Origin of the sequence: Streptomyces sp. NPDC019937, assembly GCF_040631655.1 — a bacterium.
Lineage (GTDB): Bacteria > Actinomycetota > Actinomycetes > Streptomycetales > Streptomycetaceae > Streptomyces.
In genome coordinates this window covers 66,840-83,626 of the sequence record NZ_JBEYAL010000019.1, presented here as the reverse complement: position 1 = coordinate 83,626, position 16,787 = coordinate 66,840, and the positions used below count along the sequence as shown (strand labels likewise).

The 16,787-nt window shown below is 75.6% G+C and carries 8 protein-coding genes; 5 read left to right on the top strand and 3 right to left on the bottom strand.

From position 1 onward, the window contains the following. Positions 1-13 precede the first annotated feature (13 nt). Positions 14-2,473: a SpoIIE family protein phosphatase gene (locus ABZ562_RS20565; protein WP_361481422.1), complete on the bottom strand. Its 2,460-nt coding sequence runs from the start codon at positions 2,471-2,473 to the stop codon at positions 14-16. Between the two features lie 317 nt (positions 2,474-2,790). Between ABZ562_RS20565 and ABZ562_RS20560 the strand changes: the two genes are divergently transcribed. From ABZ562_RS20560 to ABZ562_RS20540, 5 genes are all read left to right on the top strand, one after another. After that, on the top strand, positions 2,791-5,148 hold the full coding sequence (locus ABZ562_RS20560; protein ID WP_361481420.1) for a molybdopterin-dependent oxidoreductase: 2,358 nt from the start codon (positions 2,791-2,793) through the stop codon (positions 5,146-5,148). 126 nt (positions 5,149-5,274) lie between these two features. Further along, on the top strand, positions 5,275-6,249 hold the full coding sequence (locus ABZ562_RS20555) for a trypsin-like peptidase domain-containing protein (protein ID WP_361481418.1): 975 nt from the start codon (positions 5,275-5,277) through the stop codon (positions 6,247-6,249). Between the two features lie 14 nt (positions 6,250-6,263). Next, positions 6,264-7,934 carry a hypothetical protein gene (locus ABZ562_RS20550; RefSeq protein ID WP_361481416.1) on the top strand — a complete coding sequence of 557 codons (1,671 nt, stop codon included), beginning with the start codon at positions 6,264-6,266 and terminating at the stop codon, positions 7,932-7,934. Continuing rightward, the gene (locus tag ABZ562_RS20545) at positions 7,934-9,025 is read left to right on the top strand and encodes a MoxR family ATPase (protein WP_361481414.1); all 1,092 of its coding nucleotides are present in this window, start codon (positions 7,934-7,936) and stop codon (positions 9,023-9,025) included. The genes ABZ562_RS20550 and ABZ562_RS20545 overlap by 1 nt, the downstream gene beginning before the upstream one ends. Beyond that, positions 9,022-14,184 (top strand): SAV_2336 N-terminal domain-related protein, encoded by a 5,163-nt coding sequence (locus ABZ562_RS20540; protein WP_361481412.1) that lies wholly within the window; start codon positions 9,022-9,024, stop codon positions 14,182-14,184. The genes ABZ562_RS20545 and ABZ562_RS20540 overlap by 4 nt, the downstream gene beginning before the upstream one ends. 24 nt (positions 14,185-14,208) lie before the next feature. Here the strand turns inward: ABZ562_RS20540 and ABZ562_RS20535 are convergent, their stop codons facing one another. Together ABZ562_RS20535 and ABZ562_RS20530 are read right to left on the bottom strand one after the other, a co-directional pair. Continuing rightward, a complete protein-coding gene (locus ABZ562_RS20535; protein ID WP_361481410.1) occupies positions 14,209-15,525 on the bottom strand; it encodes an MFS transporter in 1,317 nt (438 codons plus the stop codon). Between the two features lie 36 nt (positions 15,526-15,561). Beyond that, entirely contained in the window at positions 15,562-16,467 is a 906-nt protein-coding gene (locus ABZ562_RS20530; RefSeq protein WP_361481408.1) for a CPBP family glutamic-type intramembrane protease, read from the bottom strand. Between the last annotated feature and the right edge of the window lie 320 nt (positions 16,468-16,787).

Genomic DNA, 16,787 nt, shown 5'->3' with positions numbered 1-16,787 from the left:
GTGGGGGACCGGATCAGCCGTCGGCCGGGGACAGGGACTGCTCCGCCCAGATCGTCTTGCCGGTGCCGGTCTGCCGGGTGCCCCAGCTCTGCGTCAGCTGAGCCACCAGCAGCAGCCCGCGGCCGCCCTCGTCGAAGGTGCGGGCCCGGCGCAGATGCGGGGCGGTGCCACTGCCGTCGGACACCTCGCAGATCAGCGTGCGGTCGTGGATCAGCCGCAGCTGGATGGGGGCCTTGGCGTGCCGGATGGCGTTCGTGATCAGCTCGCTGACCACCAGCTCGGTGGTGAACACGGCCTCGTCCAGACCCCACGCCTCCAGCTGCGCGGAGGCGTCCCGGCGGGCCCGCGCCACCACGGAGGGGTCGGCCGGCAGGTCCCAGGTGGCCACGTGGCCGGCGTCCAGGGCGCGGGTGCGGGCGAGCAGCAGCGCCGCGTCGTCCGCCGGGCGGCCGGGCAGCATCTTGCTGAGCACGATGTCGCAGGTGGCTTCCAGCGACTCGGTGGGCTGGGCCAGCGCGGAGCGCAGTGTGTCCAGCGCCCGGTCGACGTCCTGGTCGCGGGACTCGATCAGACCGTCGGTGTACAGCGCGAGCAGACTGCCCTCCGCCAGCTCCACCTCCACCGTCTCGAACGGCAGACTGCCCAGCCCCAGGGGCGGGCCGCCGGGCAGGTCGAGCAGGTCCACCGAGCCGTCGGGGGCCACCACCGCGGGCGGCGGATGCCCCGCCCGGGCGATCGAACAGACCCGGGAGACCGGGTCGTACACCGCGTACAGGCAGGTGGCGCCGATGTCCCCGCTGGTGGCCCCCGCGCCCGCCGGGCCCTGGGCGCTCTCCGCCTCCGCCGACAGATGGTTGACCATGTCGTCCAGGTGGGTCAGCAGCTCATCGGGGGCCAGGTCGACATCGGCGAGGGTACGGACCGCCGTGCGCAGCCGTCCCATCGTCGCCGACGCCTGCACCCCGTGGCCGACCACATCGCCCACCACCAGCGCGACCCGAGCCCCGGACAGCGGGATCACATCGAACCAGTCGCCGCCCACCCCGGCCTGCGGGCCCGCGGGCAGATAGCGGGAGGCGACCTCCACGGCCGCGCTCCGCGGCAGGATCCGCGGCAGCAGGCTGCGCTGCAGGGCCAGCGCGGTGTTCCGCTCCCGGGTGTAGCGGCGGGCGTTGTCGATGCAGACCGCCGCCCGGGCCGTCATCTCCTCGGCGAGCAGCAGGTCGTCCTCCTCGAACGGCTCGGGCCGCTGGTGCCGGGAAAACGTCGCCACGCCGAGGGTCGTGCCGCGGGCGCGCAGCGGGATGGCCATCGTGGAGTGGAAGCCGAACTGATGGATCGACGCGGCCCGGTCCGGGGCCTCCGCCGCCCACCGGGACACCGCCGGGTCCGTCACCCGGTTCAGCAGCCCCCGCTCCAGCTTCAGGCATTCGGCGGCGGGGGAGAAGTCGGGGTACGCGGCCACCTTGCCCACCTCCACCACCGCCTCCGGGGTGCCGGCGAAGACCGACCGGGCGGCGACCCGCCGCAGCATGACATGGCCGCTGAGGGGGCCGGGGCGCGGTTCGCTGCCGCCGTGCACCGAGGGCAGCAGATCGAGGGTGACGAAGTCGGCCAGCTCCGGGACCGCCACATCGGCCAGCTCCTGCGCGGTCCGGTCGATGTCCAGGGTGGAACCGATCCGGATGCTCGCCTCGTTGAGCAGCAGCAGCCGCTTGCGGGTGGTGTGCTGCGGGGTCCGGTCGTGCGCGGACAGCATCACGGCCGCCACCCGGCCCTCGCTGTCCCGCAGCGGGGCCAGCGAGGTCGACCAGGCGACCGGACGGTCGTGCCCGGGCATCCGCAGGAACAGCTCGATGTGCTGCTCCTCGCCGGTCTCCAGCACCCGGAGCATCCGCTCCTCGGTCTCCTCCGCCTCGGGCCCGGGGGTGATCTCCGGCACCCGCAGCCCGCGGATCTCCTCCTGGGCGAGGCCCAGCACCCGCTCCATGTCCTGGTTCGCCCACCGCAGCCGCAGCCCGGTGTCGTACACCGCCATCGTGCACGGCCCCTGGGCGAAGCAGTGCTTCAGCAACTCCTCGTCCGCCAGCGGCCGTTCCGGCCGGGGCAGCGGGGAGACGACGAGCCATTCGGCGGCCCCGCCGGGCGCGGTGACGCGGTGTGCCAGCAGCCCGGCCGTCACCCGGGAGCCGTCGCGGCTCAGCAGCGCCACCCGGCCCCGGAACCGGTCGGGCGGGTTCAATGTGCGCAGGGTTTCGGCCACCGACCGTGGATGGGCCTCGTCGGCGAGCAGAGCGGCCGCCGGCCTGCCCACGATCTCCTCGGACCGGTATCCGAGCAGCCCTTCGGCCCCCTCGTTCCACTGGGTGACGATGCCGTGCTCGTCGACAGTGGCCCTGGCTGTGGACGCCTCGTCGATGAGGTCGTCCGACCGGACGGGCTGCTCGTGCGGCGGCGTGTCCGGTCGCGTCATGTGGTCATCTCACCTTGCCCTCGGACTTCCGCCACGGGCAGATGACGGCCTCCACCGCCGCGGCCCTGGCGGGGAGTGAACCCATTTGGTCGCGCGTTCAAGTATGCCATCGGTGGCCGAATATCGGCATACGCGGAACGGGATCGACGATAACGCTCCGCAGCGGTTCGCCACCCTACCGCCCGCCCCCTCCGATGGGCCGACCGGCTGACCCCGGCCGGCCGGGGTGCGGCCCAGGACCGGCCGAGGGGGAGTGAGCGGGGCGAAGAGAGGAACTGGAGGGGAGGGAGAGATACGGACGAAAGGCGAGACACCGCATGAGCAGGGCAGCGAGCAACGGAGCCGACGACACGGCCCACCACGGCGACGGAACGGGGCCGCACCCGGGCGCCACCTCCCGCGGCCACCCCCACAGCTCGCACTGGGGCGCCTTCGAGGCCGCCCTGCGCCCGGACGGCGGCCTCGACGTCACCCCCGACCCCCGCGACCCCCACCCCGCCGCGCTGCTGCGCAACGTGCCCGCCGCGCTGGGCCCCCGCGACCGGGTGCTCACCCCCTACGTACGCCGCGGCTGGCTGGAACACGGACCCGGACCCGACCCGGCCCGCGGCACCGACGGCCATGTGCCCGTCCCCTGGGACGAGGCGATCCCGCTGCTGGCCCGCGAATTCGACCGGGTCCGCACCACCCACGGGAACCGGGCCATCTTCGGCGGGTCGTACGGCTGGGGCAGCGCGGGCCGCTTCCACCACGCGCAGAGCCAGATCCACCGGTTCCTCAACTGCCTCGGCGGTTACACCCGCTCCGTCAACTCCTACAGCCTCGGCGCCGCCCACCCCCTGCTGCGCCATGTGGTGGGCGACGACGCTCCGATCAGCAACCCCACCCCGCTGTCCGTGCTGGCCGAACACACCGGCCTCTTCCTCTGCTTCGGCGGGATGCCGGCCAAGAACACGCAGGTCAACGCGGGCGGCATCAGCCGCCACCGGGCCGCGGGGCTGCTGCGCGCGGCCCGCGGCCGGGGCGCCCGCTTCATCCTGGTGAGCCCCCTGCGCGACGACCTCGCCGCCGAACTGGACGCCGAGTGGCTGGCCCCCGTCCCCGGCACCGACACCGCGCTGATGCTGGCGCTGTGCCATGTGCTGATCGAGGAGGGCCGGTACGACGCGGACTTCTGCCGCCGCCACTGCGAGGGCTTCGACACCTTCGCCGCCTACGTCCTCGGCCGGGACGGCTCCGCCGCCAAGACCCCGCACTGGGCCGAGGAGATCTGCGGCATCCCCGCCGCCCGGATCGCCGCCCTCGCACGCGAGCTGACCGAACACCGCACCATGATCTCCCTCAGCTGGTCGCTCCAGCGCGCCCACCGCGGCGAGCAACCGCTGTGGGCGGGCATCGCGCTGGCCTGCCTGCTCGGCCAGATCGGGCTGCCCGGCGGCGGCTTCGGCCACGGCTACGGCGCCACCGGCGGCACCGGCGCCGGGACGCTCCCGTACAAGCTGCCCACCCTGGACCAGGGCACCAACCCGGTCCCCGACTTCATCCCCGTCGCCCGGATCGCCGATCTGCTGCTGCGCCCGGGCGAGGAGTTCGAGTACGACGGCGGGCGCCACACCTATCCCGACATCCGGCTCGTCCACTGGGCCGGCGGCAACCCCTTCCACCACCACCAGGACCTCGGCCGCCTGCGCCGGGCCTTCGCCCGCCCCGACACGGTCGTGGTCCACGAGCCGCACTGGACGGCCACCGCCCGCCACGCCGACTTCGTGCTGCCCGCCACCACCACCCTGGAGCGCGACGACATCGGCGGCGCCAAACAGGACACCGCGCTCATCGCCATGCACCGCGTCGCCGACCCGGTGGGCGAGGCCCGCGACGACTACCGGATCCTCAGCGACCTGGCCACCGAACTGGGCATCGGCCACGCCTTCACCCAGGGCCGCGACGCGCGCGGCTGGCTGGAACACCTCTACGAGAGCTGGCGCCGGGGCCTGCCGCCGGAGTACGCGCCCGAGGAGGACTTCAAGACCTTCTGGAGCGCGGGCCGCGTCCCGCTGCGCGCCCTGCGCGAAGAGCGCACCCTGTACGCGGCGTTCCGCGCCGACCCCGAGGGCGCGGCGCTGCCCACGCCGAGCGGCCGCATCGAGCTGTACTCGGCCACCATCGCCTCCTACGGCTACGACGACTGCCCCGGCCACCCCGCGTGGCTGCCGCCGGAGCCGCCCGCCCCGGACGACCCGGGCGCGTACCCCCTGTACCTGATCGCCAACAACCCGCCCACCCGGCTGCACAGCCAGCTCGACCAGGGCGAACTCAGCGCCTCCTCCAAGGTCCGCGGCCGCGAACCGGTCCGGATGCACCCCGGCGACGCCGCCGCGCGCGGCGTACGCGACGGCGACGTGGTGCGGATCCGCAGCACCGTGGGCAGCTGCCTGGCGGGCGCCGTGCTCAGCGACGCGGTGCGGTCCGGGGTGGTCCAGCTCTCCACCGGCGCCTGGTTCGACCCCTCGGCCCCCGAGGTGGCCACCTGCGTCCACGGCAACCCCAACGCGCTGACCCGCGACATCGGCACCTCCCGGCTCGCCCAGGGCTGCACCGGCCAGCTCGGCCGGGTCGAGGTCGAACGCCACGACGGACCGCTGCCCGCGGTCCGTGCCCACGACCTGTCACATTGAGCGGGCATGGACGAAGCACTCCCGGGGTATCGGAGCGGTCTTGTTGCCATCTTGCGGACAAAAGGCAGATCGGGGTCGTCCCGGCGCTAAGCTGTCCGCTCATCGGGCGGAACGCGGGAGGGCACGTTGGAGCACGGGGGGCCCGGCCGGGCCGCGTTGATCGCCCGGTTGGCGAAGCTGTACCCGCAGGACAGATCGGTGCGGCGGCTCATGGAGACGGCCGGCATCCCCACCGACCTGGTGGACTTCGGCGGCGGCGCGCGCGACGTCTGGCACGCCACGCTGCGCGAGGCGGACAACCGGGGCAAGCGGGCGGCCCTGCTCACCCACGCCGTCGGCGAGTTCCCCGAGGACGACGAGCTGCGCCGGGCCCTGTCCCGGGCGCTCGACGCCCCGGCCGCGCCCGCCGACCCCGTACCGGCCGGCACGGTGTCCGTCGCGGGCGCCGAGAGGCTGATGGGCGCCCAGAGCACCCTGCTGCCGCTGGCGTTCCTGGAGAGCGGGCTGCGGGCGGCGCGCGCCGTCGGGCTGGTGCGGAACGATGTGGAGGCCCTGGGCACCGGCTTCCTGGTGGCGGGCGACTTCGTCGTCACCGCGGGCCATGTCCTCCCCGACGCGGCGGCCGCCGCCGGAGCCCGCCTCGTCCTCGGCTACCAGGAGGGACCGGGCGGCGAGATCGACGGCGGCACCTCGTACGCACTCGCCCCGGACCTCGCCTTCGCCACCTCCGAGCGCCATGACCTCACCGTCGTACGCGCCCGGGAGCCGCTGACCGAGGAGTGGGGCGCGCTCACCCTCGCCCCGCCCGGGGCGCCGAAGCTCCAGCGGGTCAACATCGTCCAGCACCCCGGCGGCGCCCCCAAGAAGATCGCGCTGTACCACAACGTGGTCACCCACGCCGACGACCACCGGCTGCTCTACCTCACCGACACCCTCCCCGGCTCCTCCGGCTCCCCGGCCTTCGACGACCGGTGGCGGGTGGCCGCCGTGCACCGCGCGGGCGGCAACCTCCCCGCCCCGGACGGCACCGGGCACGTGTACGGCAACGAGGGCGTCCCGGTGCGCCGGCTGGCCGCGCTGCTCGCCGCCGTCACCTCCTGAAGGGCACGGTGAGCGTGGCACCTCCCACCGGGCCCGAACGAGAGGTCCTGGCCGAGCGGGCGCGCGTCCAGTGGTGCCCCGGCTTCGTGGCGGAGCTGGCCCGCCGCATGGAGACCGCCGACCGCGCCGAGCTGCTGCTCGCCCGCGCCGGGATCGAGGTCGAGTGGCCGGCGGACCGCGGCGGCCCGCTGGGGCCGCTGCTGTACCGCGCGTTCCAGCACCGGGTGCACCGGCCCGAGGTCATGCGGCGGCTGTTCGACGCCCTGGAGGGGGAGTACGGCGAGCAGCCGTGGGTGACCGGTCTGCGGCACGGCTACGACGCCCTCCCCGACGGCGCCCCCGCCCCGCTGCCCGCCGTCGCCCCCGGGATGCTCGACGCCGGCGAGCGCCGGGACCTGGACGCGCTGCTGGACGACCCGCGCTGCCCCACCGACCCGGACCAGCTGTGCGAGGTGCTGTGGGCCGCGGCCTCCTCCCTCGGCGTCCTGGTGGCCAAGGACGGCCTGCTCGCCGCCGAACGGGCCCGGAGCGTGACCGCACTCGTCGACGACCTCGACGCCCGCAACAGCCCCGACACCCGGGTGCCGCCGCTGCTCGTCTTCCTGGAACACCTCGCCGCCCGCGCCGAGGACCCCGTACGCGACGAACTGCGGGCCTGGATCGACGCCGTGGCCCACCGCCGCCCCGGCCGGATGCCCGCCGCCGGGCTCACCGCGGAGCGCGGCGCCGCCACCTTAGCGGCCGGGGCCCCCGCGCCCCCGTGCACCAGCTGTCTGGTCCGGGCCGAGCGCTGCGACCCCGGCGGCGACCGCTACCGGCTCGCCGCCTGGCTCTACCGAGGCGGCCGCTGCCTGGGCGTCAAGCTCCAGGACGACACCCCGCACCCGGCGGAGGCGATACCCGCCGCGGCCGAGGAGCTGATCGCCCGGCTGCAGCCCTTCGTCCAGCACCTCGACCCCGAGTCCCTGCTGTTCGAGTTCCTGCTGCCGTGGGAGGCGCTCGGCTGGCCGGTCGACGAGTGGAACCTGCGGGGCGGCGGCGAGCTGGCCGTGCCCCGCCCCATCGGCCGCTACGGGCCGGTCGTCGTCCGCTCCCTGGACCGGCTGCGGGACGGCTGGTCCACCGCCCAGTGGCTGGCCCGCTGGGAGCTGCTGGGCGATCCGCCCGCTGGCCAGGGCCCGCCGCCCGGCCCGCACTGGCTGCACGGCGACGGCAGCCCGCCCGAGGAGACGGAACCGGCCGGCCCGGCGGACGACGTTCCCGATCCGGAGCGCGAACCCCTGATCGCGGACGCCTCCGCCCTCCAGGCGCTCGCCGGGCGGCTGGCCTCCCGCAAGAACATCAGCTGCCTGTTCCTCACCTACCCCTACCCCCGCCTCACCGCCGTCCCGGACGCCCTGCTGTGCGCCATCCAGGAGGGCGTGCCCGCCGCCGTGTGGTGGCGGCCCGGCCGGAACGGCGCCGCCCCGCCCGGACGGGCCCGGCGGGTGGCCGAACTCGTCGTCGCGGACCGTGGCCTGGCCGGGCTGCCCGGCACCGTCCTGGGCTTGCGCAGGCAGGCGGCGCAGTGCCCGGAGGAGACCCACGACGGCAACGGGATCGCGGTGCTGTGGGACGACCCCGGCTGGCACCCCGAACGACTCAGACGACTCGGGGGCCCGCGGGCCCGCCAAGGAGGCATGTGATGAACGCGGACGACCGGCAGCCGCCCGCCACCGACCAGGAACGGCCCCGGCCGCCCGCCTGGTGGATCTACTACGGGGACGGTGTCCGCCGCACCGACTGGGCCCTGCCCGACCCGCCGCCCTGGCGCCGCTTCAACGGGGCCCGCCCCGAAACCGCCGACGACCCGGGCCCGGAGGCCGGGACCTGCTGCGACGCCCACGCCGCGGAGGTCCCCGGCCGCACCGGCGTGGCCACCACCTACCGGGCCGAGCCCGAAGAGGCCCGGATGGTCAACGCCGCCATCCATCTGCGCCGCCCGCTCCTGGTCACCGGCAAACCCGGCACCGGAAAGTCCACCCTCGCCCATGGCATCGCCCATGAACTGGGCCTCGGCCGTGTCCTCCACTGGTCCGTCACCAGCCGCACCACCCTCGCCGACGGGCTGTACGCGTACGACGCCATCGGCCGCCTCCAGGACGAGGGACACACCGTGACCCGCGCCCCCGTCCCGCCGCCGGAGGGGGCGGCCCCCGTCGACATCGGCAGATACGTGCGGCTCGGCCCCCTCGGCACCGCCCTGCTCCCCTCCGACCGGCCCCGCGTCCTGCTCATCGACGAACTCGACAAGGGCGACGTCGACCTGCCCAACGACCTGCTCTCGGTGCTGGAGGACGGCCAGTTCACCATCCCCGAACTCCAGCGGTACCCCGTCTGCGACGTCCGCGTGATGACCGACGACGGACTGCGCCGCGAGCCGGTCCGGCACGGGCGGGTGCGCTGCGCCGAGTTCCCCGTCGTCGTCCTCACCAGCAACGGCGAGCGCGAGTTCCCGCCCGCCTTCGTCCGCCGCTGCGTCCGGCTGGACATCCGGCCGCCCTCCCGGCAGAAGCTGGAGCGCATCGTCGAGGCCCACCTCGGCCCGGAGGTGCTGCACGCCTCCGGGCCACGGCTGGAGAGCTTCGCCAAGGACCTGGCGGAGGGCCGCAAGCTCCTGGCCACCGACCAGCTGCTCAACACCCTCCGGCTGGAACACACCGCCGAGCACGGCGGCGACCCCGAATGGCCCACGGTCCTGCGCGAACTCCTGCGCCCGCTGAACGACATGACATGACCGACCTCACCGAGGTCCTCGCCCTGGCGAGGCGATGCAGCGGCGACGAGGACTTGACGGTGCGCGAGGTCGCCGAACTCCTGTGGCTGGCCGGCCGGATCGCCCCCGGCCGGCCGCCCGCCGCCGCGCCCCCGGATCCGCCACCCGGCGACCGCCCCGCGCCACCGCCCGGACCGCCGGCCCCGCAACCACCCGCCGATCCGCCGCCCCCCGCCGCCGCGCCGCGGCCGCACCGGCCGCCCCCGGCCCCGCCCACCCCGCTCCACAGCCCGGGCACCACCCCGGCGGACGGCGCCGAACGCGGCGGAAGCGCCCCCGGCGGGCGCGGCACGCCCGCCACGAAGGCCAAGGCCCTCCCGGTGCGCCGCCCGCCCGCGCTGCCCCGGCGGCTGGAGCTGGCCCGCGCGCTGCGCCCGCTCAAGCGGCGCGTCCGGGCCCCCGGGCGGCGCATCCTCGACGAGCCGCTGACCGCCGACCGCTCCGCCCGCGCCCGCCGCCCGGTCCCCGCCCTGCGCCACGCCGGCGAGCGCTGGCTGGAGCTGGCGCTGGTGGTGGACGACAGCGTGTCGATGTCCGTGTGGCGCCGCACGGTGGAGGACTTCCGCGAACTCGTCGAGGGACACGGCGCCTTCCGGGACGTACGGCTGTGGCGGTTCGACGCCGACGAGCCCGCCCTCGTCCTGCGCTACGGCACCGCCGGCGAGGACCGCGCCGACCAGGCCGCGGAGGGCCGTAACCCCGCCGAGCTGCACGACCCCTCCGGCCGTCGGCTGATCCTCGTCCTCACCGACGGGGTCGGCGCCCTGTGGGGCACCCCCGCCATGACCGTGACGGTGCGGGAATGGGCGCGCCGGTCGCCGCTGGCCGTCGTCCAGATGCTGCCACCCGAGCTGTGGCACCGCACCTGGCTGCCCCCGGTGCGCGCCGCGCTGCGCGCCACCGGCCCCGCCCGGCTGACCGTACGCCCCGTCGGCCCTCTCCCTACCGCCGCGAGCGCCCCCGACCTGGCGCCGCTGGTCGCCCTGGACCCCGAATGGCTGCGCCCCTGGGCCCAGGCGCTGTCCGGCAGCCGCACCACCTGGCGGCCCGGCTCGGCCGTCGACCTCGGCCGGGAGCCCTGGCACGGCCGCCCGGAGGCCGCCGCCGACGCCGCCGGGCCGCTCCCGGACCACACCACCGCCCCCGAACGGGTCGAGGAGTTCCGCACCTGGGCCACGCCGGACGCGCTGAACCTGGCGTTCCTGCTGTCCGCCGCCCCGCTCACGCTGCCGCTGATGCGCTGGCTCCAGCGGCACCTGCTGCCCGCCACCGGACCCGCCCACCTCGCCGAGGTGTTCCTCTCCGACCTGCTGGTGCGCACCACCCCCCGCCGCCGCGGGGAGGACCCGGACCAGGTGGTGTACGCGTTCCGCGACGGCGTGCGCGACGAACTGGCCGCAGGGCTCACCCGCACCCGCGCCTACCAGGTGCTCACCACCCTCATCCGGGCCCCCGAGGCGCTGGCCGCGCCCTTCGGCGGCTCCCTCGACTTCCGGGTGCTGGCCGCCGACCCCACGGGCCCGCTCGAACTGCCCGGCGGCCGCGCGTTCGCCACCGTGGCCGCGTCGGTGCTGGGCGGCCTGGGCGGCGAACTCGCCCCGTACGCCGAGCGCGTCCACGCGGCGCTGCGCGGCCGCCACCCGGCCGGGAGCGGCGGGGGAGCGGGGGAGGGGACCGTCTGCGTGGAGTGCGCCCGGGTGGGCGGCCGCGACGTGGTCGTGACGACATCCGGCGGCGAGCTGTGGCTGTGGGACCTGGCCACCGGCCAGGGGCGGCTCGCCACCCACCGGGGCGCCGTGGGCATCACCGCCCTCGCCTGCGCCACCACCGCCTCCGGCCGCGCCCTCGCCGTGACGCTCCACACCGACGGCACGCTCGCCGCCACCGACCTCGTCTCCGCCATGGACCAGGCTCCGGGCGGGCGGCCGGACGTCTGGCGGCGCGAGTTCGGTGCGGGCGGCGCCGAGGCCCGGCCGCCCGTACTGGCCTGCCACGATGTCATGGGCCAGCGGGTCGTGGCGGTCCTCGGCCCGGACGGGATCGACCTGTACGACCTCGACAGCGGCGTCGCCTTCCTGCCCACCCTCCCGGTGGCCGAGCGCGTGTGCGCGCTGGCGCTGCTGACCGACGGCGGCCGCTCCCATCTGTTCACCGGCGACACCGAAGGCGTGGTCCGCGGCCGTGTCCTGGACTCCGCCGAGGTGGTCGTCGGCGGCGCGGCGCCCGCCGGGACGGCCCGGCCCCCGGGGCGGCGCTTCCTGCTCAGCTTCGGCTTCGGCGCCGAGGCGGACCGCTCGCTGGAGCCCGCCTGCCGCCGGCTCGTCCGGTCCTTCGAGGAGTTCGGCTGCCGGACCCGGCTCGCCGTGGACCCCTCGGCGCGGGAGTTCCGGCGCGCGGTGGAGGAGACCGCGGCCGGACTCACCGACGCGGACGCCCTGATCGTCCATGTGGCGGGCCGGCCGGCGGACGGCGAGCGGCTGTTCGCGTCGCTGCCCACCGGCGAGACGCGGGGGCGGCGCCTGATGATCGTGGACGACTGCCCGGCCGTGCGGAACGCCGCCGTCCCCGTCTTCGGATTCGACGCCGTCCTGATGTCCGGGCCGCCCGAGCGGGCCCCCGCCTGGGACCTCACCCTCGCGCTCGCCGAGGCGCTGCGCCACGTCGCGACCGGGCGTGACCACGCCCACGACCAGCCGTTCATCCCCTTCGGGGAGGTGCTGGCACTCGCCCATGAGATGACCGGCGGCCGCACCGCGAACAGCGTCGTGCTGTCGCTGCGGGACAGCGACGAGTTCCTGCCCAACCCCCGCTACAACCCGGCCCTGATCCCCCTCCTGGAGCAGGATCCGGCGGTACCACCCGAGACACCGGCCTTCCGGCAACTGGCGCGGTGGATCGACACCCCGTCAGCGGGCGGGCTCGCCCTGGTCACCGGGGAGCCCTGGAGCGGCAAGACGAACCTGCTGGCCGCGCTGGCCACCCGGATGCGGCGGCAGCCCGGCCGCCCCACCCCCCTGGCCGTCTCCGCGCGCGGACGCGACGAGACGGAACTGGCGCGGGTCCTCGCGCAGGACATCACCATGCCCGGCGACCCGGTCCCGGGCACGCCCGACGAACTGGTCGCACGGCTCCGGCGCCTGACGACCCCGCCCGTCATCGTGGTCGACGCCCTGGACGAGGCGCGGTACCCCGAGGTCGTGGTGGCCGGGCTGCTGCGTCCGCTGCTCGATTCCGGCACCTGCCGGCTGGTGGTCGGCACCCGCGCGGGCCGTCCCCTGGCCACGCTGACGCACGGCGTCCCCCACTACACCCACATCACCCTCACCGCCTCGCCCGACCTTCAGCACCGCACCCTGCGCGAGATGTGCGACCGTGAGCTGTCCACCGCCCCCGCCTACCGCGCCGCCTCCGCCGCCCCCGTGCGCGAGGCGTTCAGCGAGGCCGCGGCCACGGCGCTGGTCGAACGGAGCCCGATCGCCGAACAGGTCCTCATCGCCCGCGCCTACACCGGCTTCATCGCCTCCCGCGGCGACCCCCTGGAGGACCCGGGGGAGGCGCGCCGGGTGGGCTCCGGTGTGCCCCGCACCCGCGTCGACGTCGTGGCCCTGCTGCTCGCCGACGCCCGTAACCCCTGGACCCTGCCGGTCCTCACCGCGCTGGCGGCGGTGGGGGACAAGGCGCTGACGGACACCGAGATCCAGGGGGCCTGCGGACCGCCCTCGCTCTACGAGGTACGGGAGGCGCTGGCCCCCGTGCGCGGACTGCTCGAATCCGTCACCGACACCCGGGGCCGGACGCTGTACCGCCTGGCCGACTCCTCCGTCGCGGCGCAGATACGAAAGGAGCGGGGCATCGCCCCCGCGGGCGAACCGCCGCCCCGGCGGCTGTGGTCGGAACCGGTCACCCTGGGGGTCTGCCGGGGGCCGGTGAGGGCGATGGCCGCCGAGGACGGGCCGTCCGGACCGGCGCTGTACTTCATGGGGTCGGGCACCCGCGTGGTCATGCGGGCTCCCGTCGCCCCGGGAACGGCGACCGAGGCGGCGCCCGCCATGCTGGGGCCGCACGAGCCCCTTCCCCGGCTGCCGTTCGTCGACTGGCGCGGCCACCGGGCGCTGGTCCGCGGCTCCCGGCACCACTGCATCATCTGGCCGCTGACCGAGGCGATGGCCCCCGGGGACCGCACGCCCGGCGGGCTGGGCCCCATCGAGGCGTTCACCGCCACCATGAGTGCCGACGGGCGCCCGCTCGCGGTCGCGGTGGACGACGGCGGCGCCCCCCGGGCCTGGCACCTGGACGACCTCACCGCCGCCGGTGAGCGGTTCACCGCCGTCCCCCGGGTGCTGGGCGTCCACGGCTTCGGCCACGGCCAGCACACCGCCGCGGAGCTGGCCCGCCAGTGGCTCCTGGCCCTGCGCGACGGTGTGGAGCGGGTCGGCCGCACCGGGCCCCCACCACCGTTCGACGTGCGCGTCGCCCACTACGGCGGCGCCCTGCGCACCCCCGGCGAGCAGCGCCCGACGGGGGAGCAGGGCGAGCAGGCCGACGGGGGCAACGGTGGCAACGGCCGCGGCCGGCTGCGCCGCCTCGCGGACGCCCTCGCGCGGGCCGTGCGCCTGCCGAACACCCTGCTGCCCGGCATCGGGCGGGAGCTGCACACCTACCTGAACGACCCCGCGCGGCGGACCCGGGCCCGGCACATCGTCGCCGAGGCCATCGCCGAGCGGCGGCCGGACGTGGTGATCGCCCACTCCCTGGGCGCCCTGGTCGCCTACGAGGCGCTCTGGGACCGTCCGGACCTCCCGGTGGGCCTGCTGGTGACCCTGGGCGCGCCGCTCGGCCTGGACGCGGTCTTCGACCGGCTGGAACCCGCCCCCGCCGACGGCCGGGGCCGACGCCCCCCGGGCGTACGGCGGTGGGTGAACCTCGCGGGCACCGACGATCCGCTGGCGGTCCCGCGCGACCTCACCGAGCGGTTCGGGGGCGTCTCGGTCAACATCCAGTGCGAGGGGCTGGGGCTGGGCACCATCCTCACCCAGGGCTACGGCTACCTCCACAGCGTCGAGCTGGCCACCGTCCTGTCCCGGCACCTGGAGGCCGGTGACCGCGACCGGGAGAAATAATGTGCCAGGCGGCGAGGTCGCTCCTCAGCCCGCCGCGTCGACGGCCAGGCCCGCGTCGTCCGGCGCCGGTTTCGGCTCGTACGCACGCGGCAGATCGCGGCGCCGCCGCATCGGTCCCAGTGCCAGGATCAGCCAGCAGGACGCCACCAGCCCGCTCATGATCCACACGGTGGGCCGGAGTCCGAGCGTGTCGCCGAGGAGCCCGCCGAGCAGCGAACCGAGCGGGATGGTGCTGTGGTTGAGCATCATCGTCGTCGCGACCACCCGGCCCAGCAGCTCGGGCGGGCAGTAGCGCTGCCGGAAGCTGCCCAGCACCACGCTGCACACCGCGACGCCCGTCCCCACCATGAACCAGCCGACCGCGAAGAGCAGCAGCCCGGCGCCGGGCGCGGCCAGCGGCATCAGCAGGGCGAACGGGCTGGTGACCGCCTGGAGGACGAGCATGCCGCGGGCGGATCCCAAGCGGCGGCCGATGGCGGTGGCGAGCAGGGCACCGAGGATGCCGCCGAGGCTGCCGGACATGATCAGGACACCGACCGTCGCCTCGGACACCCCCACCGTGCGCACCAGGAACACGATCTGCACGGCCTGATATCCCATCAGCGCCATGTTGAGCACGGCCCCGTAGGTGACCATCGGCCGCAGATACGGGTCATGGCGGACGAAGCGCAGCCCCTCGCCGATCCGGCGGCGCAGCGTGGCCGTCGCGTCGGGGGTCGGCGGGGCCGGCTCCCGGACCCGGATCATCCGCAGGCACACCGCCGAGACCATGAAGGTCAGGGCGTCGATCAGCAGCCCGGCGACCGCGCCGAAGGCCTGGGCGATCAGCCCGGCGGTGCCGCTGCCGACCACGCGCGTACCGGCCTCGCTGCTCTGGAGCCTGGCGTTTCCCTCCAGCAGATCGCGCTCGTCCAGCACCGCGGGAAGGTACGCGTGGTACGCGGTCTTGAAGAACACCGCCGACACCCCGCACATCACCGCCACCGCGAGCAGCTGGGCCAGCGTCAGCACATCGCACCAGGCCGCCACCGGGACGCTCACATACAGCGCCGCCGACACCAGATCGCAGGCGATCAGCAGCGGCCGCCGCCGGACCCGGTCCACCCAGGCCCCGGCCGGGAGCCCGATCACCAGCCACGGCAGCCACACCGCGGCGGTGAGCAGGCCGACGGCGAACGGGCCGGCCCGCAGCTCCACCACCGCGACCAGGGGCAGCGCCACCGTGGTGATGCTGGCGCCCAGCCCGCTGGTGGTCTCGCCCAGCCAGAACAGCCGGAAGTCCCGCTGCCTCAGCACCCCGAGGCGCCGTCCGGCCCCCGGGGAATCGCTCGTGGTCTCCATGCCCTCTTGATACGGGTCCGGGCAGGGCCCGTCACCTCATTTGATCGAGGCGGTACGGGCCCAACTGCCGTGCCCTGCCCACCGGAAGAGCCCGAACCCGGCGGTGGCCACCAGGAGATACGCGGGCACCAGCAGCACCGCTTCCGGTGTCGTCGCCTCCACGGGCCAGCCCGTGTGGCGCCCGTCGCCGTCCAGGGCGATCCGGTTGACGGTCAGGAACGTCAGATGGGTACCGATGGCGGCCCACAGGGGTGCCTGCCGCACCGCTGTCCTCGCCGCGACCAGCGTCAGCCCGAAGACGGCCAGCAGGATCAGGTAGTCCACCGGGTGTTGCCCGCCCGGTGCCCAGCCGACCGGCCCCGGCTCGCCGCCGAGGAGCCGTGACGTCGCGGCCTCCGCCACCGTGGAGGCGCCCGGCACCAGCAGGAACACGCCCGTTGTGCCGAGTGCCGCCACCGCGCCGCCGAACCGCCGCCGCAGCGAGGACCAGGCGTAGCCGCGCAGCGTCGTCTCCTCCGGCAGCGCTTCGAGCAGCAGCGCCACCACCGCGTTGGAGAGGAGGAAGCGGGCGAGGCCGAGGGGGTCGGCCGCGGACCAGCGCAGCATGCCCGCAGCCGTTCCCGCCCCCAGCACCAGGGCGGCCGCCCCGGCCGTCACCCCCGCCCCGGTCAGGAACGCACCGGCGCTCGTCCGCGCCCCGCCGAACCCCAGCGACGTCAGGGGCCGCCCCGCCCGCCGCGTCAGCAGCCACACCACGGGTACGGCCACACCGCTCACCAGCGCGGCCGGTGCCAGCCGCCCCGCGAAACCGCCCACCTGGGCCGTCGCGGCCACCCCGGTTCCCACTCCCAGGGCCACGGCCATCACCAGCCCGCCGAGGAGGGCTTGGCCGAGGGCGCGGGCGGCCGTGGGGGCGGGCGGGGCGGGGTGAAGCGGGGGCATTCGGGGATCCTCGAGCGCTGCGTCGGGCGGTGAACGATGTCCCCGCCATCCTCATGTCCCACGGCGCCCCGGGCCTCGTGATCGATGATGAAAGGCCGGTACATCCTTCGATGTATGAACCGGCTGCGCACCCACCCCTTTCGTGGGGCGCGGATCCCCCGGGCGGGCGGCCGCGCCTTGTTACGTCTGTATGAAACCGAGGGGGTCGATGCGTGACGTCTGTCGATGGCCGGGGTCCGGTGGGACACCTAGATTCCACTGAACCGCAACCCGCCCCACACCCGCCTTCACCGGGCTTCGGTCCTGCTCGGGGCCCCTTT

Coding starts and splice junctions, on each gene's coding strand:
- ABZ562_RS20565 (WP_361481422.1), bottom strand. CDS start 2,473: ATGACGCGACCGGACACGCCGCCGCACGAGCAGCCCGTCCGGTCGGAC.
- ABZ562_RS20560 (WP_361481420.1), top strand. CDS start 2,791: ATGAGCAGGGCAGCGAGCAACGGAGCCGACGACACGGCCCACCACGGC.
- ABZ562_RS20545 (WP_361481414.1), top strand. CDS start 7,934: ATGAACGCGGACGACCGGCAGCCGCCCGCCACCGACCAGGAACGGCCC.
- ABZ562_RS20540 (WP_361481412.1), top strand. CDS start 9,022: ATGACCGACCTCACCGAGGTCCTCGCCCTGGCGAGGCGATGCAGCGGC.
- ABZ562_RS20535 (WP_361481410.1), bottom strand. CDS start 15,525: ATGGAGACCACGAGCGATTCCCCGGGGGCCGGACGGCGCCTCGGGGTG.
- ABZ562_RS20530 (WP_361481408.1), bottom strand. CDS start 16,467: ATGCCCCCGCTTCACCCCGCCCCGCCCGCCCCCACGGCCGCCCGCGCC.